We start from the raw sequence: 20137 nt of genomic DNA, 5'->3' as shown, positions 1-20137 counted from the left end.
GGGCTACCGGCTGCTGAGCAGGGCGGCCAGCGGACGGAACGGCTGCAGCCAGGCACCCTCGGCGGGCAGCGAGTCCAGGCTGATCCGCGGGAGCGGCTCGCGGAAGACGCCGGGAATGTCCTCGAGGTCGACGAACTCGAGCAGCTCCGAGGACAGCGCCCAGCTGGCGTGTTCACGGAAACCGATCACCTGCACCGGGATCCCGGCCTCGGCGAGCACCTCGAGCGGCTCGCGGAACGCCTGACCGTCGGCGGAGGCGACGATCACGCCGGCCAGGCCGTTGTCCCGGTTCCGCAGCGCGATGTGGTCGAGCATGTCGGAGTCGACGTCGCTGTCCTCGTCGACCTTCGGCTTGGCGAACACCGCGAAACCGACATTGCGCAGCGCCTCGACCCAGGGCCGGACGACGTCGGCGCTGCCGGGCGCGATGTTGGTGAAGACCGTGGCCTCGGGCTCCGGCGGCGGGGCGTCGGCACCGGTGAGGTCGTCGGTGCGCGAGAGCAGCCAGCGGCCCAGCGCGTCGAAACGCGGCCGGTGGGCGGCGGTCGGACGTCCGCCGAGGATGGCACCGAGGCCCATGTCCAGGTTCGGGGCATCCCAGACCAGCAGCACCCGGCGCGACGGGGCGCCGGCGGACCCTGCGGCGCGCTGTCCGTCGCCCACGGTCACTTCTCTTCTCCGGTGGACACGCTCTTCATCCACGTGAACTCTGTCACTGCGCTCCCTGCCCGTTCCGCTTTGCCTTCGAACTTGGTGGTCGGCCGCTCCAGACTCATCGGCATTTCCGCAGTTGACGAGTCCTGGACCAGCGATTCCCAGTCGAGCCTACGCAGCGCAGGCTCCGAGTTTCCTGCTTCCGCGATGGCCTCCGCGTAATCCGCGTGATCGGTGGCCACGTGCAGCACGCCGCCCGGGACCAGCCGCGAGGCGATCAGCGTGAACGCGGACGGCTTGAGCAGACGGCGCTTGTGGTGGCGGGCCTTGGGCCACGGATCCGGGAAGAACACCCGCACGCCGGTCAGCGACTCCGGGGCGATCATGCTCTCGAGCACGTCGACGGCGTCGCCGCGCAGCAACCGGATGTTGTCGATGGTCTCGCGGTCGATGGTCTGCAGCAGCTTGGCCAGCCCCGGCCGGTAGACCTCGATCGCGATCAGGTTGATCTCCGGCTCGGCCTGGGCCATCGCCGCCGTGGCGGTTCCGGTGCCGGAACCGATCTCCAGCACGAGCGGCGCGTGACGGCCGAACCAGGCGTCGGCATCGACCGGGGTGTCGCCGACGTCGGCCCCGATCACCGGCCAGAGCCGTTCCCAGGTCTGTTGCTGTGGCGCGGTCAGCGCGCCGCGTCGGGACCGGAAGCTGGTCACCCTCGGGTAGAGCCGGGAGGGTGCGCTGTCGGGGGTGTTCACGCGTCCATGGTTCCGTATATCCGCCCCGTGCAGCACGTGGGGCTGGATATGTCGAGGTCAGGCCCGTAACCTGACCCTGCACCGACGAGGGGTGAAGCGTATGTGCGGGGGAGAGATGCTGCAGGGGGAAGAACTGTCGGACCGGTTGCTGACGCCGCCGGTGCGGGTGGCCGTGTGCGGCCGGATCGGGGTCGGCAGGTCGACGCTGATCGGCGCGCTGGCGCCGAGGCTGGCCGCGGCCGGAGTCGCCGCGGAGCTGGTCGAGACCCCGGCGACGAACGATCCGGCGACGAACGATCCGGTCGGCGCCCGTGCGGTCGACGACTGCGAGGTCGTGCTGTACGTGCTGACCGACCGGGTCCTCGACTCGGATCGGCGATGGCTGTCCGGGCTGGGGGACCGCCTGTCGCTGGTCGTGCTGAACAAGGCCGACACGCTGCCCGCGGGCCTGCCGGCCGGGCTGTCCGCCCTGCCGGGGCCGGTGCTGCCCACGGTAGCCGGGCTCGGCCGGGCCTCGGTGGACGCAGCGGCGCTGTCGCCGGAGGACCGCGCGCTGCTGCACGCGATCGCCGAGGCGGGGGAGATGCCCGTCGATGCCCAGCACTTCGTGTCCGCGGGATCCGAGCAGGAGCAGGCCGGGCGGCGGTCGTTGCTCGAGCGTTGGGACCTGTACGGCATCGGCTGCGTGGTGTCCGCCCTGCGGTCCTGGGGGTCGGGGTCCGGAGGGGCAGGGTCGGCGTGGGCCGGAGACGATGCGGCGCTGTTCGCCCGGATGTCGCAGTGGAGCGGCGTCGACGCCGTGGTCTCCCGGCTGGCCGTGCTCGCCGACCGTGCCCGCTCGCTGCGGGTGGACCGGCAGCTACGCGAGTTGGACGCCGAGGCGGCCACCGGCACCCGGCGTGATGCGATCGAACGACTGCTCGCCACGGAGGCGGCCGGCCTGCGGGTGGCGACCGTGCTGGACCGCCGGCACGAACCGCGCACCTCCGGCGCCGCCGTCGAGATCGCCGGACGGTGGCGGGAACGTGCCCACGCCGCCACCGACACCTCGGCCTGGCGTGCGGCGATGGACCAGCACCGGCGCTACGCGGCACTGGCGGTCCGGTTGCGTGCGCGAGAGACGGCCCCGGGTGCCTGACGGCCCGCCCGGCGCCGGACCTGCCGCGACGGTGCGCGCCCGCGACGGTGCGGTCGACCGGGCCCGGACGGTGCTGCGCCGCCTTGCACCGGAGGCCGCCGAACGGCTCGAACGGACGGGCCGCGCGGACGAGGGTGCCGCGACGGTCGGGGTGCTGGGGTTGCCCGGCGTCGGTGTGCGCACCCTGGCGGGGCTCCTGCAAGGTCGAGACTCTCAGGGCAGCAACCGATTCCAGGTCGGCAGTGCCGGTACGGTGACGGTGTTCGTGCTCGACGCCGGGACACCCCTGGGCGTCGACGAGCTCGCACTGCTCACACGCTCCGCCCCCGATCCGGCCACCACGGTGTTCGCGCTGAACAAGGCGGATCTGCACCGCGACTGGCGTGCGGTCGCCGAGCGGAACCGCGCCCTGTTGCGCGCGCACGCCCGCAACCACGCCGACGCCGCCGTGATCGCGGTGTCGGGTGTGGGCGAGCCGGGCGTGGCGGCGCTGGACCGTGCACTGCGGCAGGCGGTCGCCGGCGGTGCGGCCCGGGAGGCCCTCCTGCGGGATCGGATCCGTGCGGTCGCCGCCGACGGACTGATCGAGGCGGCGGCGGAGCGACGCGCGCTCGTCGAGTCGCTGCGCCGCAGCAGCGAGGTCGAGGCGTTGCGCGCGGAGCGGCAGCAACTGGTGCGGGCGCGCGGCACCGGCCGCGGCGGGCACGGGCAGCCCGCGGAACTGGCAGGGGTGCGGGCGCGGTTCCAACTCGCCCGGGTCGACCTCGCCCACGAGGTCGCGGCGCAGTGCCGGACCCTGACGTCGGACGTGCGCCGGCACATCGAGGCCGCCGATCGCGGCGAGCTGCGCCGGTCTGCGGACGACCTGCGGCAGCGGCTGTCGGAGGCGTCCGAGCGGCTCGGCGAGGCGGTCGCCGCCCGGCTGGGCGGGGCCGAGCGCGTCGCCGTCGACGGCCCGGCGATCGGTGCTCCCGAGCCGCGACGGCGGGGGACCGAGGACCGGATGATGATCGCGGTGGGCGCCTCCGGCGGGGTCGGCCTGGGCCGGTTGGTGGTCATGCCGATGTCGTTGGTGCCTGCCTGGGACCTGATCTCCATCCCGGCCACCCTCGCGCTGGGGGCGGGAGCCGCGTGGTGGATGGTGCGGTCGCGTGCCCACCTGGCCGATCGAGTGCGGGTCAAGCAGTGGTCCGTCGACGTGCTCGCGGACTTCCGGGCGGCCTGGGACCAGGCGGTGCTCGCCGCCGCGCTCGAGGCCGAGGCGCGCGCGGTCGCCGAGGTGACCCGCGCCAACGCCGACCGGCTCGAACGGATCGATCGTCGGCTGCACGCGGTGGACGGGGAGTTGCAGCGGTGCGCGGCGGAGCGCTCGGCCGCCGTCCGGGCCGTCGAGGCGGATCTGGCGGAACTGGGCGCCGTGCTCGCCGAGTTGCAGGCCGATCGGGGGGAACCGCACGCGTCGTCGGTGCGTCGAACTCGGCAACGGCCCCTCCCCGAGGGCGGCCGGGCCGGCGAGGCCTGTCGGAGTTCGGAGTACGGAGAGTGACAGCGGAGGAGCGCGCGATGTGGTTGCCGGATGAGCTGGTCTTCGAGCCGGCGGAATTCGACGCAGGGCACGCTGTCGACACCGACGGCGACGGGCTGGCAGAGACGATGGTCGTGCAGGGCGACGACGGGTTGACCGTCGCCTACGACCTCGACGGCGACGGTCACACCGACTACCAGGTGGAGTTCGATCCCACCGGCGGCTACCGCTCCTGGGAGCTGCACACCGGGGCCGACGGCGCCGCGGCATGGCGGCTGACCGACCGGGGGACGGTCGCCGAGTGACGGATGGCAGGCTGTCGACATGAGCGACGTCACAATCTCGCGGAGCACCGAGCCCCGGGTCGAGGGCACGGTCGAGGTCGGCGGCCACCGGCGGTTGAGCTTCTCGGAGTTCGGGGACCCGCACGGCCGCGCGGTGATCTGGCTGCACGGCACCCCCGGCGCACGCCGGCAGATCCCGCACGAGGCGCGCGCCTACGCCGCCCGCGAGAACATCCGCATCGTCGGCATCGACCGCCCGGGCATCGGCAGCTCGACGCCGTACCGCTATCACGACTTCGGCGAGTTCACCGCGGACCTCGACATCCTGGCCGACTGCCTCGGCATCGACCAGATGGCGGTGATCGGGCTGTCCGGCGGCGGCCCGTACACGCTCGCCGCCGCGCACGCGTTCCCCGACCGGGTGGTGGCCTGCGCCGTGCTCGGCGGAGTGGCGCCCACCCGCGGCCCCGACGCGATCGGCGGCGGGCTGGCCGGGTTCGGTGCGCGTATGGCGCCGCTGGTCTCGGTCGGGCGGATTCCGATCGGCGTGAGCCTGACCGCGGCGGTGCGGGTGGTCAAGCCGCTGGCCTCGCCGATCATCGACCTGTACGGCCGGCTCTCCCCGCCCGGCGATCGGCACCTGCTCGCCCGCCCCGAGTTCAAGGCCATGTTCCTCGACGACCTGCTCAACGGCAGCCGCAAGCAGTTCTCGGCGCCGTTCTCCGACATCCTGCTGTTCTCGCAGGACTGGGGGTTCCGGTTGGACACCGTGACGGTGCCGGTCCGGTGGTGGCACGGCGACGCCGACCACATCGTGCCGTTCGCGCACGGCGAGCACGTCGTCTCGCTGCTCCCGGACGCCCAGCTCACCACCCTGCACGGCGAGAGCCACCTGGGTGGGCTGGGTGTGGCCGAGGAGATCCTGACCACGTTGATGGAGCTGTGGGACCGGCGCGCCTGAGCGGTCGCCGTCCGGCCTCGGCCGCGGCGTCGACGCGACCGTCCCCGGAGTCCCGCAGAGATCGACTCGCGGCTGCGCGGCGACATCTGAATCGATACGTCGGTCACGAGGGGCGCCCCGGTTCTGTGAACGATTGCCAACGGCGTTAACCTCGATGCAGGACACCCGGCGCTCGCGCGCCTTCCCGCCCGTTCGAGGACGGCGGGTCGCGCGGGCAGCACCCCGCCGATGGGGGCGCAGCCGGGTTCGCCGCGGTGGTGCGGGGGACCCGGTTCCGGCCCACCCCAGGAGAGGCTGATGACCGCAGCGACCATTCCAGGCTTGAACGGAACGGATGGCAACCCGCCGACCCAGCACGCAGGGCTGCTCGCCTGGGTCCGGGAGGTAGCGGAACTCACCGAGCCCGACCGTGTCGTCTTCGCCGACGGCTCCGACGAGGAGTGGGACCGGCTGACCGCGAAGCTGGTCGAGGCCGGCACCTTCGTCAAGCTCGACGAGGCCAAGAAGCCGAACTCGTTCGCCGCGCAGTCCGACCCGAGCGACGTCGCCCGTGTCGAGTCGCGCACCTTCATCTGCTCGCGCGACGAGATCGACGCCGGTCCGACCAACAATTGGATGGACCCGGCCGAGATGCGCTCGCTCATGACCGGCCTGTACCGGGGCTGCATGAAGGGCCGCACCATGTACGTGGTGCCTTTCTGCATGGGCCCGCTCGGCGCCGACGACCCGAAGCTGGGCGTCGAGATCACCGACTCGGAGTACGTCGTCGTCTCCATGCGCGTGATGACCCGCATGGGCCGCGCCGCGATGGACAAGCTCGGCACCGACCGCCCGTTCGTCAAGGCGCTGCACTCGGTGGGCGCGCCGCTGGCCGAGGGCCAGGCCGATGTTCCGTGGCCGTGCAGCGACACCAAGTACATCACCCACTTCCCCGAGGACCGCGAGATCTGGTCCTTCGGTTCCGGCTACGGCGGCAACGCGCTGCTGGGCAAGAAGTGCTACTCGCTGCGCATCGCCTCGGCGATGGCGCACGACGAGGGCTGGCTGGCCGAGCACATGCTGATCCTCAAGCTGATCTCGCCGGAGAACAAGAACTACTACGTCGCGGCCGCGTTCCCGAGCGCCTGCGGCAAGACCAACCTGGCGATGCTCCAGCCGACCGTGCCGGGCTGGCGTGCCGAGACACTCGGCGACGACATCGCGTGGATGCGGTTCGGTGAGGACGGTCGGCTGTACGCGGTCAACCCGGAGTTCGGCTTCTTCGGCGTCGCGCCGGGCACCAACCACGAGTCGAACCCGAACGCGATGAAGACGATGGAGGCCGGCAACACGGTCTACACCAACGTCGCGCTCACCGACGACGGCGACGTGTGGTGGGAGGGGCTCGAGGGCACCCCCGCGCACCTGACCGACTGGAAGGGCAACGACTGGACCCCCGAGTCCGGCGAGAAGGCCGCCCACCCGAACTCGCGCTACTGCACCCCGATGTCGCAGTGCCCGATCCTCGCCCCCGAGTGGGACGACCCGCAGGGTGTGCCGATCTCGGCGATCCTGTTCGGCGGCCGTCGCAAGACGACCATCCCGCTGGTGACCGAGTCGTTCGACTGGCAGCACGGTGTGTTCATGGGTTCGACGCTGTCGTCCGAGCAGACCGCCGCGGCCGAGGGCAAGGTCGGCAACGTGCGCCGCGACCCGATGGCGATGATCCCGTTCATCGGCTACAACGCCGGTGACTACCTGAACCACTGGATCAACACCGGCAAGCATGCCGATGCGACCAAGCTGCCGAAGATCTTCTACGTCAACTGGTTCCGTCGCGGCGACGACGGCCGGTTCCTGTGGCCCGGATTCGGCGAGAACTCGCGCGTGCTCAAGTGGATCATCGAGCGCATCGAGGGCAAGGCGACCGCCCAGTCCACCGCGGTCGGCTACGTGCCGACCGCCGGCGAGCTGGACCTGGCCGGCCTGGACGTCGACGCCGCCGATGTCGACGAGGCCCTCAAGGTCGACGTCGAGGAGTGGAAGGCGGAGATCCCGCTGATCGAGGAGTGGTTCGAGTTCCTCGGCGAGAAGTTGCCCTCCGGCATCCGCGACGAGTTCGAGGCGCTCAAGCACCGCCTCGGCTAGTCCGACACGGCACCGCACGACGGCGAATGCCGCGGCGGTTCGGCCCCGCGCCGAACCCCGCGGCATTCGCCGTCTGTGCGGACGGTTCGGCCGGGCGGTATCGCGCCCGGCCCGCCGTCGACGCCGATAGGCTCGGCGTATGAGCGATCACTACGGGCGGACCGCGCTCTGGGACGAGGCCGGCGTCCGGCCCGGGGCGGTCTAGTTCGACGTGAAGCGCCCGCCGTTGTGGGGCGAGGTGCTCGTCGTCGTGGCATTGGCGTGGGGATACGACCTGATCGAGGGGCTCGCCCCGGCGCGACGCGCGACGGCGCTTGCGCACGGCCAGGACCTGCTCGTCCTCGAGCAGTGGTTGCGCGTCGACGTGGAGGCCGACCTGAATTCCGCGCTGCTGCGGGCGGGGTCGGTCGTCGAACTGGCCGCCGACTACTACTACGCGATGCTGCACTTCGCGGTCACCTTCGCGGTCCTCGGCTGGCTGTACCTGCGCCGGCCGGCAGGCTACCGGCGGTGGCGGAACATCCTCGTCGTCGTCAATGCCGTTGCGCTGGTGGTCTTCTGGCTCTACCCCGTCGCGCCGCCGAGGTTGCTCAGCGGCTTCGTCGACACCGTCGTCGCCGACCACACGCTCGGCTCGTGGGGCAGCCCGGCCGCGTCGAGCGCGAACGTCTACGCGGCGATGCCCAGCCTGCACGTGGCGTGGGCGCTGTGGTGTGCGGCGGCGATCGCGGCGACCGCGCGTCACGGGTGGGTGCGGTCGGTCGTGTGGATCTATCCGCTGCTGACCGGGGTCGTGGTGATCGCCACCGCCAACCACTACCTGCTCGACACGCTCGCCGCGGTGGTCGTCGTCGCCGTGTCGTGGGCGCTCGTCGCCGCCGGACACCGGGTCCTGGCGCGGCCGCCGGATGCCGTGCCCGTCGAGCGCAGGCCCCCCACGCGCGTGCAAAGATGAATCCGCGGCACCGGATCGCGTCATCCGCGCGGGTCCCGGTGCGCAGGATCCCGGCGCACCGGATGCAGTGCACCGGGGGCGACCACAGCGAAGCCGGCCGCGGAGCGGTCGGGAGGAGGACGGCCGTGAGCAAGATCTACGACAACGTCACCGAGCTCGTCGGACGCACCCCGCTGGTGCGGCTGAACCGGTTGACCGACGGACTCGGCGCGCAGGTCGCGGCCAAGCTCGAGTTCTACAACCCGGCGAACAGCGTCAAGGACCGTATCGGGGTCGCGATCATCGATGCCGCGGAGAAGTCGGGGGAGCTGCGCCCCGGCGGCACCATCGTCGAGGGCACGTCCGGGAACACCGGTATCGCGCTGGCGATGGTCGCGGCGGCCCGCGGCTACAAGGCGATCTTCACGATGCCCGAGACCGCGTCCACCGAGCGCAGGGTGATGCTGCGCGCGTACGGCGCCGAGATCGTGCTGACCCCGGGTGCCGCGGGCATGGCCGGGGCGGTCGAGAAGGCCGAGGAGATCGTCGCGCAGACCGACAACGCGGTCCTCGCCCGGCAGTTCGGGAACCCGGCGAACCCGGATGTGCATGCCCGCACCACCGGCGAGGAGATCTGGGCCGACAGCAACGGTGCCGTCGACATCTTCGTCGCGGGCATCGGCACCGGCGGCACGCTGACCGGCGCCGGCCGCACCCTGCGCAAGTACAAGCCGGAGGTCACGGTCGTCGGCGTCGAACCCGCCGACTCCCCGATCCTCACCGGCGGGGCGCCCGGCCCGCACAAGATCCAGGGCCTGGGTGCAAACTTCGTCCCCGAGGTGCTCGACCGCGACATCTACGACGAGATCGTCGACGTTCAGTTCGACGACGCGATCCGGGTCGCCCGCGACCTCGGCACCCAGGAGGGCATCCTGGGCGGCATCTCTGCCGGTGCCAACGTGTGGGCGGCCCTCCAGCTCGCCGCGCGGCCGGAGAACGCCGGCAAGCTGATCGTGGTGATCGTGCCGGACTTCGGCGAGCGTTACATCTCCACCCCGCTGTTCGAGCACATCCGGGACTGACGCGGTGAGCCTGCTCTCCACCCTCCGCGAGGACCTCGCCGCCGCCAAGGGCCGGGACCCGGCCGCGCGCAGCGACTTCGAGAACGCCCTCGTCTACTCGGGCCTGCACGCGATCTGGTCGCACCGCCTCGCGCATGCGATGTGGGAGCGGCCGGCGCTGCGGGGCCCCGCACGGGTGCTGGCGCAGGCGACCCGTCTGGTCACCGGTATCGAGATCCATCCCGGTGCGACGATCGGCCGTCGGTTCTTCATCGACCACGGCATGGGGGTGGTCATCGGCGAGACCGCCGAGATCGGTGACGACGTGCTGATCTATCACGGCGTCACCCTCGGCGGCCGGTCGATGTCGAAGACCAAGCGGCACCCGACCATCGGCGACCGGGTCACCATCGGCGCCGGCGCGAAGGTGCTGGGGCCGATCGTGATCGGCGACGACAGCGCGGTCGGCGCGAACGCGGTCGTGACCCGCGATGTGCCCGCCGATGCGATCGCGACCGGGATTCCTGCCTCGGTGCGCCATCGCAGCGGCAAGCAGCACGAGGACCTGGTCGACCCCACCAGCTACGTCGACCCGGCCATGTACATCTGAACTGCCGTGAGGTCACGAAGGAAGATCCTGGACGCGACCGTCGAGCTGATCCGGCGGGACACGTTCGCGGACGTCTCCATTGCCGCTGTGGCGCAGCGCGCGGGGGTCACGCGGCAGACCGTGTACTCGAACTTCGGCACCCGCGAGGAACTGGTCTCGCAGGCGATCGGCGGCCTCGCCGTGCGTGTGTTGGGCGACATCCGGGCGCGGCTCGACGCGGCCGACACACCCGTCGAGTACGTCGTCGAACTGATTGTGTTCGGCCGGTACGTAATGCGCACCAATCCCGTCCTGATGACGCTGCTCAACGTCGAGCCCGGCAATCCGATTTTTGATGCAGGGATGATCGATCGCGCCAAACCGGTTGCACGTGAATTGCTTTCGCCATTGGAATCGCGGATCTCGGAATTGGGCAAAAGCCTCGACGACATCGTCGAGATCACCCTGTTGCTGGCGCTGTCGGTGGTGTTCTTCGACGACGAGCCGGTGCGTTCAGACGATGCTCTGCGCGCGTTCCTCACCCGCTGGCTCGGTCCGGCGCTACGCGCCGACTGAGAACCGTTCCGCGCAGCTATCGGCGTGATACTTGACACATGAATGTCTCGGTGTCTAGTTTTTAGCTCGCCCAAGGGGCGGTTGGGTGGCTGCATATCCCGACCGGGGTGGCGGGACCCACGTGTCTGCGGGCCGTGGCGAGGTGTGTTCGTCGTCGAGTCGTGTCCGAGAGCGGAGTCAGTCATGTCCGAGGTCAAGCGCAGGTCATTTCTGGTGGGAGCGGCGGTGGCCGGTGTCGCACTGGCGACGCCCGGTGTCGCGCAGTCGGCCACCGGGATCGCGGCGCGGGTCACCGGTGTGCCGGTCACCCGTGAGCAGCACCGGGTGGTGGTCGTGGGCTCGGGCTTCGGCGGCGGCATCACCGCGCTGCGGCTGGCCCGTGCCGGCGTGCCCGTGACGGTCCTCGAGCGTGGACTGCGTTGGCCCACAGGACCGAATGCGAACACCTTTCCGGATCCGACCCGGCCCGACAAGCGCATGCTCTGGTACGGCTCGGCTCCGGAACTCTTCGGTCGGCCGGTGGACCTCGCGCCGTACGCCGGCCTGCTCGAGGCCGTGTCCGGTGACAACATGACCGCCCTGTGTGCCGCCGGTGTCGGCGGCGGATCCCTTGTGTACCAAGGCATGACGCTGGAGCCGACCGAGGCGGCCTTCTACACGCAGTTCCCGCACGGCCTGGACTGGGCCGAGATGCACCGCGTCTTCTATCCGCGGGTCGCGAACATGCTGCAGATCGAGGTCGCACCCGACGCGCTCATCGACAGCCCCACCTACAAGGCGGCAAGGGTGTTCGCGCGCAACGCCCGCCGCGCGGGACTGCCGGTGTCGAAGATCCCGATGCCGATCGACTGGAACTACGCGCTCGACGAACTCCGAGGAAAGATGAAGCCGTCCTACACCAACGGTGACGGCGCGCTGGGGGTGAACAACGGCGGCAAGCACTCTGTGGACGTCACCTATCTCAGGGCGGCCGAGGCAACCGGGCGGGTGACGGTGCAAACGCTGCACCGTGTCACCGACGTCGAACGAGCACGGGACGGCCGATGGACGGTCCATGTCGACCGTACCGATGCGACGGGCAGGGTACTCGAGAAGAAGCTCCTGACCACCGGCGCCCTGGTGATGGCTGCGGGAAGCCTGAACACCACGAAACTGCTGGTGCGGGCGTCGGCGACCGGACAGATCCCGGACATGCCACGCGAACTCGGATCCGGGTGGGGGACGAATGCGGACCGCATCTACGTGTGGACCGATCTGCAGACCGACTTCGGCGCCGCGCAGGGCGGCCCGGTGGTGTACGGGAGCCTGGACTGGGCCGAGCCGGCGAACGCCGCCACGCTCATCCAGGCGTCGATCCCACCGCTGTCCGTGGACCCGCACAGCACAATGCTGGTCGGATACGGCGTCAGCGACGCCCGGGGAGGATTCGTCTACGACCGGGCTGTGGACGAGGCGAGACTGCACTGGCCGGCGAACGGCGACCACGTCATTCAGGACGGTCGCATCGCTCCGCTCGCACGCAAGATCGTCGGGAACTCAGGGCTGCTCACCGACACCAACGCGATCGCCCCGTCGACCTGGCATCCGCTCGGAGGCGCCTGCATGGGAACCGTGTGCGACCTCGAGGGTCGCGTGCATGGACAGCGCGGTTTGTATGTGATCGACGGGGCACTGATCCCCGGAAACTGTGCTGCGTGCAACCCGTCGATGACCATTGCGGCGGTCGCCGAGCGTGCGCTCGACCGCATCGTCAGAAGCGATGTGGGCCAGATCATCTGAGCAGTCCATTGGTTCCGGTGGCACCGTGGGAACGGGCCCCCGGATGAAGTTCACGGCACGGCCGTCGTGTGTGAGGGGATGGGGATTGACATGGGTTCACTGATGCGCAGGATCGTTGCGCTGACGCTCGCCGGCTGTGTGGGCGGCGCGCTCGCTGCGGCGGTGTCCACCGGCGTTGCCGGTGCCGCACCGGTCGGCGATTTCTACACACCGCCGGGCACACTGCCGGCGGCGTCCGGCGCGATCGTGCGGACGGAGCCGATGCCGCTTTACCTGACCGCACCGGGGCACGGTGGGGAATACCCGCTGACGGGTCGGCTGGTGATGTACACCTCCCGTCTGGAGGACGGCACCCCGACCGCCGTCACCGGTACCTACGTCGACAGCAGTCAGCCGTGGCGCGGCAAGGGACCGCGGCCGACGGTGGTCATCGCGCCCGGAACGTCTGGGCAGGGTGACCAGTGCGCGATGTCCCATGCGTTCTCGACCGGCCTGTACGCGACGGTGACACCGCCGTCCTTCTCCGCAAACCAGGAGGCTCTGTCCGCGGGGCTGTGGAATGCGCTGGGGGCGCGGGTGTTCGTCACCGACTACATCGGCCTCGGCACGCCCGGTATCCATACCTACGTCAATCGGGTCGAGGAGGCGCACGCCGTGCTCGACGCGGCCCGTGCTGCCGATGCGCTCAGTGGGACCGGTGCGGCGACCCCGCTTGCGCTGTGGGGCTATTCGCAGGGCGGCGGCGCGGTTGCTGCGGCCGCCGAACTGGCGCCGACCTATGCCCCTGATCTCAACATCAAGGGCGTTTGGGCGGGGGCGCCGCCGGCCGACCTGACTGCGGTGCTCGCCAAGGTCGACGGCGGGCTGATCGGCGGCGTGATCGGGTTTGCGATGAACGGGTTCGTCGCGCGCCACCCCGAGTTGGCAAACGTGTTGCACGAGCGAATGACCCCGGACGGTGTGGCAGTCCTCAGGGATCTGAGTACCGAGTGCATCGGTGACGTCATCCTCCGGCACCCCTTCCTGCGGACCGGTCTGTACACCAAGGACCACCGGTCCCTGCTCGACAACCTGCGAACGATTCCCTCGGCGATGCGGGTGCTCGACGAGCAGCGCATCGGACGGCTGAAGCCGCAGACGCCGGTACTGATCACCAGTGGTCGCAACGACGACACCGTCCCGTACGGTCAGGCAAGACAACTGGCACTCGACTGGTGCAGCAAGGGGGCGACCGTCACCTTCCATACCGACGAGTTGCCGCCGATCGCGCCCGGCACGACGATCGGCAACCACTTCGGTCCGGAGTTCATCGACGGCTACGGCACCAACGGCGCAGTTTCCTACGTCCTGGACCGGTTGAACGACGTACCCATCGCGCAGCACTGCTCGATCAACTGACCGTCACTCGGAGAGGCTCGGCTCGTCCTCCGTGGAGAGGGTGAGCACCGCCCGGCGCACCACCGGCGCCTCGGTGCAGATCCGCTCCTCGAGCTCGCGGAGGGTATGGGCCACACGTGATTCGGCGTAGTCACCGACCAGATCGACGCTGGCGACCAGGTACAACTGGTGCGGTCCGAGGAACTCCAGCCGCAGGTAGGTGACCCGCAGGACCTCGGGGCAGGTGAGCAGCTTCGCGAGCGCATGCTCGCGGAACTCGGGCGTGCCGGGTTCACCGACGAGGAAGCGGCGGTTGCGGTCCATGAGGATCACCGCGATGACGCCGAGCAACACCCCGACCGCGATCGAGCCGATCGCGTCGGGGATCGGCGAGCCGGTCAGCTGGTGCGCGAGAATCCCGGCGAATGCGATGACCAGGCCGATCAGCGCGGCCGAGTCCTCGGCGAAGACGGCTCGGGCGGTGGGGTCGGAGGTGAGCAGCGCGTGCTCGAGCAGGTCACGGTGCGCGGCATCGGCCTCGGCCCGGAGCTGGCGCAGTGCCTGCCGGAACGAGATGCCCTCCAGCACGAAGGAGATCCCGAGCACCGCGTAGGCGATCCCGAAATCGGTCGCCGGCTCGGAGCTGAACAGTTGCTGAATGCCGTGGGTGATCGACACCCCGGCGCCGACAGCGAACAGGCCGAGGGCGGCGAACAGCGACCACACGTACGCCTCGCGGCCGAACCCCAGCGGGTGCGCGACGTCCGGTTTCTTGCGGGAGCGTCGATCCGCGACGATCAACAGGATCTCGTTGCCGGTGTCGGCCCACGAATGGACCGCCTCGGCGACCATCGACGCGGATCCGGTGAGCACTGCCGCGACCGACTTCGCCACGGCGATCAGCGCATTGGCGGCGAACGCGAGCAGGACGGTCAGCGTGCTCTCGCCCGATCCGGACGCGGCTGTGGTGCTCCTCTGATCGGCGCTCATCAGGTCAGGGCCCGCAGGCCCTCCGCGGCCAGCACCGGCACCGCCTCGCCGACCCTGTCGAAGCCCTCGCCGACCGTCTTGCCCATCAGGAAGCGGGCGTGGATGCCCTCGGCGATCACCGCCAGCTTGTAGTAGCCGAGCCCGAGGTAGAAGTGCAGATCGGCCAGATCCCGTCCGGAGGCGAGCGCGTAACGCTGCGCCATCGCCTCGATGTCGGGCAGGCGGGGACTGGTCGACGCCGCAGCCTCCGCGCCGAGGATCGGATCGAAGGCGGGATCCCGGTAGACCAGGTGCAGCCCGAGATCGGCGAGCGGGTCGCCGAGCGTTGCCATCTCCCAGTCGACGACCGCGAGGGCCTTCGGTGCAGTGGGCGAGAGGATCACGTTGTCGATCCGGTAGTCGCCGTGCACGATCGACGCACCCGACTCCGCGGGCACCCGCTCGGCGAGCCGGGCGTGCAGGGTCTCGACGTCCGCGAGTTCCCGGGTCCGCACCCGGGACCACTGGTCGTTCCAGCGGTGCACCTGCCGTTCCAGATAGCCGGACGGCCGGCCGAACTCGCCCAGGCCGACCTCGCCGTAGGGGACCGCGTGCAGTCGGGCGAGCACATCGATGAGTTCGCCCGCCAGCGAGTCGATCTCGCTCTGCGCCAGCGCATGCAGCTCGGACTGCGTGCGGATCACCCGTCCGTCGACGTACTCGACCACCGAGAACGGTGCGCCGATCACGGATGCGTCCTCGCACAGCACGGTCGCCCGGGCCACGGGCACGCCTGATCCGTGCAGCGCCGCGACCACACGGAACTCACGCGGCATGTCGTGCGCCGACGGGGTCAGCCCGCCCAGCGGGGGACGGCGCAGCACCCAGGACGTCTCACCGTCGCCGAGCAGATACGTCAGGTTCGACTTGCCGCCCTGGAGCAGGCGGGCCGTCAGGCCACCGCGGAAGCCGGGCACCCGCTCGGCGAAATACCGCTCGAGTGCGGGCAACTCCAATCCCTGCACGGTCTCGGTCACCAGTGACGTCCTTCCGCTGGGCGGTGCGGCCGATCGACATCGGCCCGGCTAGCACGATAGCCGCGCGGCAGGACGCGCGGGCGGGCTCGCGCGACCGTGTCGTCCGGCGGCAGGGGTGGTGTCGTCGGGCGGCAGGGACGGTGCAGACCGCACCTGGTAGGAGTTGAGGAACCCCTGACCCCGTGGAGGAGACATGAGCGCAGTACTGGTGGAGCGGGACGGCAACCTGCTCACGATCAAGCTGAACCGTCCGGAGCGTGGCAACGCCATCGACTTCCCGCTGGCGGAGGGGCTGTCGGCGGCCCTGAAGCAGGTCGACTCGTCGGTCCGGGTGGTGCTGCTGGCCGCCGAGGGCAAGAACTTCTGCGTCGGCGGCGACCTCGGCGAGTTCGGTGCGGCCGAGAAGCCCGGCGAGTTCCTCACGGCGCTGGCCGGCCAATTGCACGTGGCGGTCAAGGCGCTGGCCGCGCTCGACGTGCCGCTGGTGATCGCACTGCAGGGCGCGGCAGGCGGGGCGGGAATGAGCCTGGCGCTGCTCGGCGACGTGGTCGTGTGCGGGAAGTCGTCGAAGCTGCGTCCCGCGTACCTCGCGGTCGGGTTGACGCCGGACGGCGGCATGTCCTGGGCGCTGCCGCAGCGGCTCGGCCGCACCCGCTTCATGGACCTGCTGATGACCGGCGACCTGCTCACCGCCGAACAGGCGCTGGCCGCCGGCGTGGTGAGCCGGGTCGTCGAGGACGGCGAGGTCTGGGCCGAGGCCTTCCGGCTGGCCAAGGAGCTCGAGCAGGGACCGACCGAGTCGTACAAGCGGCTCAAGGCGCTGGTGCGTGACGGCGCGGATCGTTCGCTGTCCGAGCAGCTCGACGCGGAGGCGATCGGCATCGGTGCGTCCGCGGACAGCGCCGACGGGCGGGAGGGCGTGGCCGCGTTCCTCGAGCGCCGTCCCGCCAAGTTCGGGGCCTGACAAGCACATCCGGGCCGCCTGTGGTCCGTCACAAGGTGGTACGAACGTACAACGAATGAGTCTCGGTCAGATGTCGATCATGCTGTTTCGATGGCACTCTGGCCGAGACTTCACGTTTGCTGTGAATCGTGTGTCCTGCCGTGCCGGCCGGACCGCCACCTCTGCCGGACCCCGGAAAGGGCTAGTACATGCGCACTCTCACCCGAAAGCCGCTCAAGGTCGCTGCTGGCGTGGCCGCCTCGGCCGCCGTCGTCGGCACGATGGCGCTCGCGGCGCCGGCCACCGCGTCCGCCGCGACGACGACGCAGGCGCCGGTGATCACCACGCAGCTCAGCGGCAACAATGTCTCGTTCACGCTGCAGGACAACAACAGCGGTGTCCTGGAGGGCTGTGCGGCGGCGGTCGTCGACGCCAAGGACGCGGTGAAGATCAGCGGGGCTCTCGCCAACATCACCGACCCGACCAACTTCATCACCGTGCTGAACAGTGGCGTCATCAAGGGCACACCGGCCGCGACCACGATCCTGAACCGCACCGCGACCGGGTCCGCCGGCAACCTGCCCAACGGGGTCTACGTCGTCGTCGGCGCCTGTGGAGGGGTCGGTGAGAAGACTGCCACCGCGATGAAGCCGGTGATCATCCCGTCCGGCGCCGGCAGCGTGACCAGCGTGCTCGACCTGGGCAGCACCGTGCTGCAGAACCCGGACTCGATCCCGGTGTTCCTGGGGCTGCTCAGCGGCGGCGGGCTGCTCGGCAACGGCAGCTGACGGACACGCCCCGAACACGTGGCGCCCGGCAAACGGCGCCCCGAACGCACTGCGCCCCTGCACCGGATCCGGTGCAGGGGCGCAGTGGCGTCGTGCCTAGGAGGTGTAGCCGGGCGGCATCAGGATCGACTTGAGCTCGCAGAACGCCGCCACGCCCTCGGGGCCGTTCTCGCGGCCGATGCCGGAGGTCTTGTAGCCGCCGAACGGGGAGCCCGGGTCGAAGGCGTACCAGTTGATCCCGTAGGTGCCGGTGCGGACCTTCTTGGCGACCTCGAGGCCGTGGTCGATGTCGGTGGTCCACACCGAGCCGGCCAGGCCGTAGTCCGAATCGTTGGCGATCTTGATCGCCTCCTCCTCGGTGTCGTACGCGATGACAGACAGCACCGGGCCGAAGATCTCCTCGCGGGCGATCGTCATCGTGTTGTCGACGTCGGCGAAGATCGTCGGCTGCACGTACCAGCCGTTGTCGAAGCCCTCGGGGCGGCCGCCGCCGACGACGACGCGCGCGCCCTCCTCCTTGCCCTTGGCGATGTAGCTCTCCACCCGGTCGCGCTGACGCTCGTTGATCAGCGGGCCGAGCTGGCTGCCCGGGTCGGACGGGTCGCCCTGCGCCATGAACGGCAGGACACCGGCCAGCGCCTCGACCACCTCTTCGTAGCGCGAACGCGGTGCCAGGATGCGGGTCTGCGCGACACATGCCTGGCCGGTGTTCATCAGCCCGGACATCAGCAGCATCGGCGCGCTGGCCGCGATGTCGGCGTCCTCGAGCACGATGGCGGCGGACTTGCCGCCGAGTTCGAGCGAGCAGCGCTTGAGCATGTCCGCGGCGATGGCGCCGATCTTGCGCCCCACCGCGGAGCTGCCGGTGAAGGTGACCTTGTCGACCTCCGGGTGGCGGACCAGGTACTCGCCGGTCTCCGCGCCGCCCGGCAGCACCGAGAGCACGCCCTCGGGCAGGCCGGCCTCGGTGAAGATCTCGGCCAGCGCGATGGTGCTCAGCGGGGCGTCCGGCGCGGGCTTGAGCACGATCGGGCAGCCGGCGACGACCGCCGGGGCGATCTTGTTGACGGCCAGGAAGATCGGCACGTTCCACGCGGTGATGGCGCCGACGACGCCGACCGGCTCGCGGCGCACGCGGGTCTCGCCGAACACACCGTGGCGGGTCTCCTCCCACGGGAACGCCTCGCCCTGGGTCGCGTAGAAGTTCAGCGTGGCCAGCGACGGCGTGATCTGCATCATGTCGACGACGGTGACCGGGGCGCCCATCTCGGCGGAGGACAGCGCGATCAGGTCGGCCTTGCGCTCCTCGATCAGCTTGGCCGCGCGCGAGAGCACCTCGGCCCGCTGCACCGGGTCGGTCGCGGCCCACTTGTCGAACGCGGCGCGAGCGGCGGCGACCGCGGTGTCGACATCGGCGGGGGTCGCCTCGGCGGTGCTGCCGACCTTCTCTCCGGTGGCGGGCGAGAACACCTCCAGGACGCGATCGGAAGCGGGCTCCACCCACTGCCCGCCGATGAAGAGCTTGTCGTACGTGGTCATCGAATCTCCTCTTGTCTGTCTGCTCGGCTCGCCGGCCACGCGGCCGCCACCGCTCGGTAGAACGTGTGCCAGGTTCGGGGAGGTGTGATCCCCGACTCGCTGCTCTTAGCGGAGACTACGCGGAAATGAACGTGTTGCATATGTCTCCGCTGCGGCCGGTCTGAGGGCGGGTCGAACCAACCCGGCGATCAGCTGTGCAGCGCGCCCGCGCCGATCAGCGTCGCGCTCGGGCCGAGCGATGCCGGGACCACCTTGAGGTCGTGCAGATAGGACAGCCGCGCGTGTCGCGCGACGGTCTCGGTCAGCGGCTCCCACAGCGCCGGACCGGAGCGCGCGAACCCGCCGCCGACGACCACCAGGGACAGGTCGAGCAGTGCGGCCGCCCCGGCGATCGCGTGCCCCAGTGCCGTCCCGGCGCGGGCCAGCGCGGCGACCGCGGTCGCGTGTCCGGCGGCCGCGGACTCGGCGAGGTCGGAGCCGGTGTTGCCGGTCCAGCCGCGGCCCTGCGCCCAGCGCACCGCCGAAGGCCCGCTGGCGACCGTCTCGAGGCAGCCGTGTCCGCCGCAGGCGCACTCGTCGTGCTCGCCGGGGACCACGATGTGCCCGATGTGGCCGGCGTTGCCGGTACGCCCGGCGACCACCGCGCCGTCGAGCAGGATGCCGCCGCCGACGCCGGTCGACACGACCATGCCGAGCATGTTCGGCACGCCGCGGGCGGCGCCGTAGCGGAACTCGGCCAGCGCGGTGGCGGCGCCGTCGATGGCCAGGGAGATCTTCGCCTGGGGGAACAACGCGTGCACGGCGTCGGTGATCGCGAAGCCGTCGCGCCAGTCGGGGATGTTCAGCGGCCCGATGCGGCCGCCGGGGATGTCGACCGGTCCGGCCGAGGCGATGCCGACGCTGCGGACGGCGTCGCCGTCGGCGACCGACTGCAGCAGCGCGGCGCAGGTGTCCCAGACATCGTGCTCGGGCGTCTGGCATCGCCGGGACCCGAGCACCGATCCGTCCTCGGCGACGACGCCGGCCGCCAGTTTTGTTCCGCCGATGTCCAGGGCAAGCGCGGTCATGCCTATTACTGTGCGCGCTTTGCGGGGTCCGGTG

At 70.7% G+C, this 20137-nt stretch carries 19 protein-coding genes; 13 read left to right on the top strand and 6 right to left on the bottom strand.

Annotated elements, in window-relative coordinates:
- Nucleotides 1–3 precede the first annotated feature (3 nt).
- Entirely contained in the window at nucleotides 4–669 is a 666-nt protein-coding gene (locus G4X40_RS09180; protein ID WP_277831896.1) for an NYN domain-containing protein, read from the bottom strand.
- Entirely contained in the window at nucleotides 666–1427 is a 762-nt protein-coding gene (gene trmB / locus G4X40_RS09175) for a tRNA (guanosine(46)-N7)-methyltransferase TrmB (protein WP_408642175.1), read from the bottom strand. Before trmB ends, G4X40_RS09180 begins: the two co-directional genes overlap by 4 nt.
- Before the next feature lie 97 nt (nucleotides 1428–1524).
- Here trmB and G4X40_RS09170 point away from each other — a divergent pair, with 97 nt between their 5' ends.
- The 11 genes from G4X40_RS09170 (at nucleotide 1525) to G4X40_RS09120 (ending at nucleotide 13781) form a co-directional block, all read left to right on the top strand.
- Nucleotides 1525–2547: a hypothetical protein gene (locus tag G4X40_RS09170; protein WP_277831894.1), complete on the top strand. Its 1023-nt coding sequence runs from the start codon at nucleotides 1525–1527 to the stop codon at nucleotides 2545–2547.
- Nucleotides 2540–4093 (top strand): hypothetical protein, encoded by a 1554-nt coding sequence (locus G4X40_RS09165; protein ID WP_277831893.1) that lies wholly within the window; start codon nucleotides 2540–2542, stop codon nucleotides 4091–4093. The genes G4X40_RS09170 and G4X40_RS09165 overlap by 8 nt, the downstream gene beginning before the upstream one ends.
- Before the next feature lie 17 nt (nucleotides 4094–4110).
- On the top strand, nucleotides 4111–4377 hold the full coding sequence (locus G4X40_RS09160; RefSeq protein WP_277831892.1) for a DUF6802 family protein: 267 nt from the start codon (nucleotides 4111–4113) through the stop codon (nucleotides 4375–4377).
- A 19-nt stretch (nucleotides 4378–4396) separates the two neighbouring features.
- On the top strand, nucleotides 4397–5317 hold the full coding sequence (locus G4X40_RS09155) for an alpha/beta fold hydrolase (RefSeq protein WP_277831890.1): 921 nt from the start codon (nucleotides 4397–4399) through the stop codon (nucleotides 5315–5317).
- A gap of 297 nt (nucleotides 5318–5614) precedes the next feature.
- A complete protein-coding gene (locus G4X40_RS09150) occupies nucleotides 5615–7444 on the top strand; it encodes a phosphoenolpyruvate carboxykinase (GTP) (RefSeq protein ID WP_277831889.1) in 1830 nt (609 codons plus the stop codon).
- 211 nt (nucleotides 7445–7655) lie between these two features.
- Complete coding sequence (locus tag G4X40_RS09145; RefSeq protein ID WP_277831887.1) at nucleotides 7656–8399, top strand: phosphatase PAP2 family protein; 744 nt, start codon at nucleotides 7656–7658, stop codon at nucleotides 8397–8399.
- Nucleotides 8400–8524: 125 nt separating this feature from the next.
- Nucleotides 8525–9460, top strand: coding sequence for a cysteine synthase A (gene cysK, locus G4X40_RS09140; protein ID WP_277831886.1), 936 nt, complete (start codon nucleotides 8525–8527; stop codon nucleotides 9458–9460).
- A gap of 4 nt (nucleotides 9461–9464) precedes the next feature.
- The gene (gene epsC, locus G4X40_RS09135) at nucleotides 9465–10049 is read left to right on the top strand and encodes a serine O-acetyltransferase EpsC (protein WP_277831885.1); all 585 of its coding nucleotides are present in this window, start codon (nucleotides 9465–9467) and stop codon (nucleotides 10047–10049) included.
- Nucleotides 10050–10055: 6 nt separating this feature from the next.
- Nucleotides 10056–10604, top strand: coding sequence for a TetR/AcrR family transcriptional regulator (locus G4X40_RS09130; RefSeq protein WP_277831883.1), 549 nt, complete (start codon nucleotides 10056–10058; stop codon nucleotides 10602–10604).
- A 183-nt stretch (nucleotides 10605–10787) separates the two neighbouring features.
- Nucleotides 10788–12383 carry a GMC oxidoreductase gene (locus G4X40_RS09125; RefSeq protein WP_277831882.1) on the top strand — a complete coding sequence of 532 codons (1596 nt, stop codon included), beginning with the start codon at nucleotides 10788–10790 and terminating at the stop codon, nucleotides 12381–12383.
- A 102-nt stretch (nucleotides 12384–12485) separates the two neighbouring features.
- Nucleotides 12486–13781, top strand: coding sequence for a lipase family protein (locus G4X40_RS09120; protein ID WP_277831881.1), 1296 nt, complete (start codon nucleotides 12486–12488; stop codon nucleotides 13779–13781).
- Between the two features lie 3 nt (nucleotides 13782–13784).
- Here G4X40_RS09120 and G4X40_RS09115 read toward each other — a convergent pair whose 3' ends face one another.
- Entirely contained in the window at nucleotides 13785–14750 is a 966-nt protein-coding gene (locus G4X40_RS09115; RefSeq protein ID WP_277831880.1) for a cation diffusion facilitator family transporter, read from the bottom strand.
- A complete protein-coding gene (locus G4X40_RS09110) occupies nucleotides 14750–15766 on the bottom strand; it encodes a phosphotransferase family protein (protein ID WP_277831879.1) in 1017 nt (338 codons plus the stop codon). Before G4X40_RS09110 ends, G4X40_RS09115 begins: the two co-directional genes overlap by 1 nt.
- A 193-nt stretch (nucleotides 15767–15959) precedes the next feature.
- On the opposite strand from G4X40_RS09110, the gene G4X40_RS09105 reads away from it, so the two are divergent.
- Together G4X40_RS09105 and G4X40_RS09100 are read left to right on the top strand one after the other, a co-directional pair.
- Nucleotides 15960–16730, top strand: a complete 771-nt coding sequence (locus G4X40_RS09105; RefSeq protein WP_277831878.1) for an enoyl-CoA hydratase/isomerase family protein — start codon at nucleotides 15960–15962, stop codon at nucleotides 16728–16730.
- Nucleotides 16731–16918: 188 nt separating this feature from the next.
- Nucleotides 16919–17497, top strand: coding sequence for a hypothetical protein (locus tag G4X40_RS09100; protein WP_277831877.1), 579 nt, complete (start codon nucleotides 16919–16921; stop codon nucleotides 17495–17497).
- Nucleotides 17498–17593: 96 nt separating this feature from the next.
- Here G4X40_RS09100 and G4X40_RS09095 read toward each other — a convergent pair whose 3' ends face one another.
- Together G4X40_RS09095 and G4X40_RS09090 are read right to left on the bottom strand one after the other, a co-directional pair.
- Nucleotides 17594–19036 carry an aldehyde dehydrogenase gene (locus G4X40_RS09095; protein ID WP_277831876.1) on the bottom strand — a complete coding sequence of 481 codons (1443 nt, stop codon included), beginning with the start codon at nucleotides 19034–19036 and terminating at the stop codon, nucleotides 17594–17596.
- Between the two features lie 188 nt (nucleotides 19037–19224).
- Nucleotides 19225–20103, bottom strand: coding sequence for an ROK family protein (locus G4X40_RS09090; protein WP_277831875.1), 879 nt, complete (start codon nucleotides 20101–20103; stop codon nucleotides 19225–19227).
- Between the last annotated feature and the right edge of the window lie 34 nt (nucleotides 20104–20137).

The sequence above is a fragment of the Speluncibacter jeojiensis genome (genome assembly GCF_029589495.1).
Classification (GTDB): Bacteria; Actinomycetota; Actinomycetes; order Mycobacteriales; family Mycobacteriaceae; genus Speluncibacter; species Speluncibacter jeojiensis.
Note: the sequence above shows the minus strand (reverse complement) of the source record. Positions and strands in the feature narration are given on the sequence as shown.

What these genes read in the sequence shown, in the direction of transcription:
- G4X40_RS09170 (WP_277831894.1), top strand. Translation starts at nt 1,525, where the DNA reads ATGCTGCAGGGGGAAGAACTGTCGGACCGGTTGCTGACGCCGCCGGTG.
- G4X40_RS09160 (WP_277831892.1), top strand. Translation starts at nt 4,111, where the DNA reads ATGTGGTTGCCGGATGAGCTGGTCTTCGAGCCGGCGGAATTCGACGCA.
- G4X40_RS09155 (WP_277831890.1), top strand. Translation starts at nt 4,397, where the DNA reads ATGAGCGACGTCACAATCTCGCGGAGCACCGAGCCCCGGGTCGAGGGC.
- G4X40_RS09150 (WP_277831889.1), top strand. Translation starts at nt 5,615, where the DNA reads ATGACCGCAGCGACCATTCCAGGCTTGAACGGAACGGATGGCAACCCG.
- G4X40_RS09125 (WP_277831882.1), top strand. Translation starts at nt 10,788, where the DNA reads ATGTCCGAGGTCAAGCGCAGGTCATTTCTGGTGGGAGCGGCGGTGGCC.
- G4X40_RS09120 (WP_277831881.1), top strand. Translation starts at nt 12,486, where the DNA reads ATGCGCAGGATCGTTGCGCTGACGCTCGCCGGCTGTGTGGGCGGCGCG.
- G4X40_RS09115 (WP_277831880.1), bottom strand. Translation starts at nt 14,750, where the DNA reads ATGAGCGCCGATCAGAGGAGCACCACAGCCGCGTCCGGATCGGGCGAG.
- G4X40_RS09105 (WP_277831878.1), top strand. Translation starts at nt 15,960, where the DNA reads ATGAGCGCAGTACTGGTGGAGCGGGACGGCAACCTGCTCACGATCAAG.
- G4X40_RS09100 (WP_277831877.1), top strand. Translation starts at nt 16,919, where the DNA reads ATGCGCACTCTCACCCGAAAGCCGCTCAAGGTCGCTGCTGGCGTGGCC.
- G4X40_RS09095 (WP_277831876.1), bottom strand. Translation starts at nt 19,036, where the DNA reads ATGACCACGTACGACAAGCTCTTCATCGGCGGGCAGTGGGTGGAGCCC.
- G4X40_RS09090 (WP_277831875.1), bottom strand. Translation starts at nt 20,103, where the DNA reads ATGACCGCGCTTGCCCTGGACATCGGCGGAACAAAACTGGCGGCCGGC.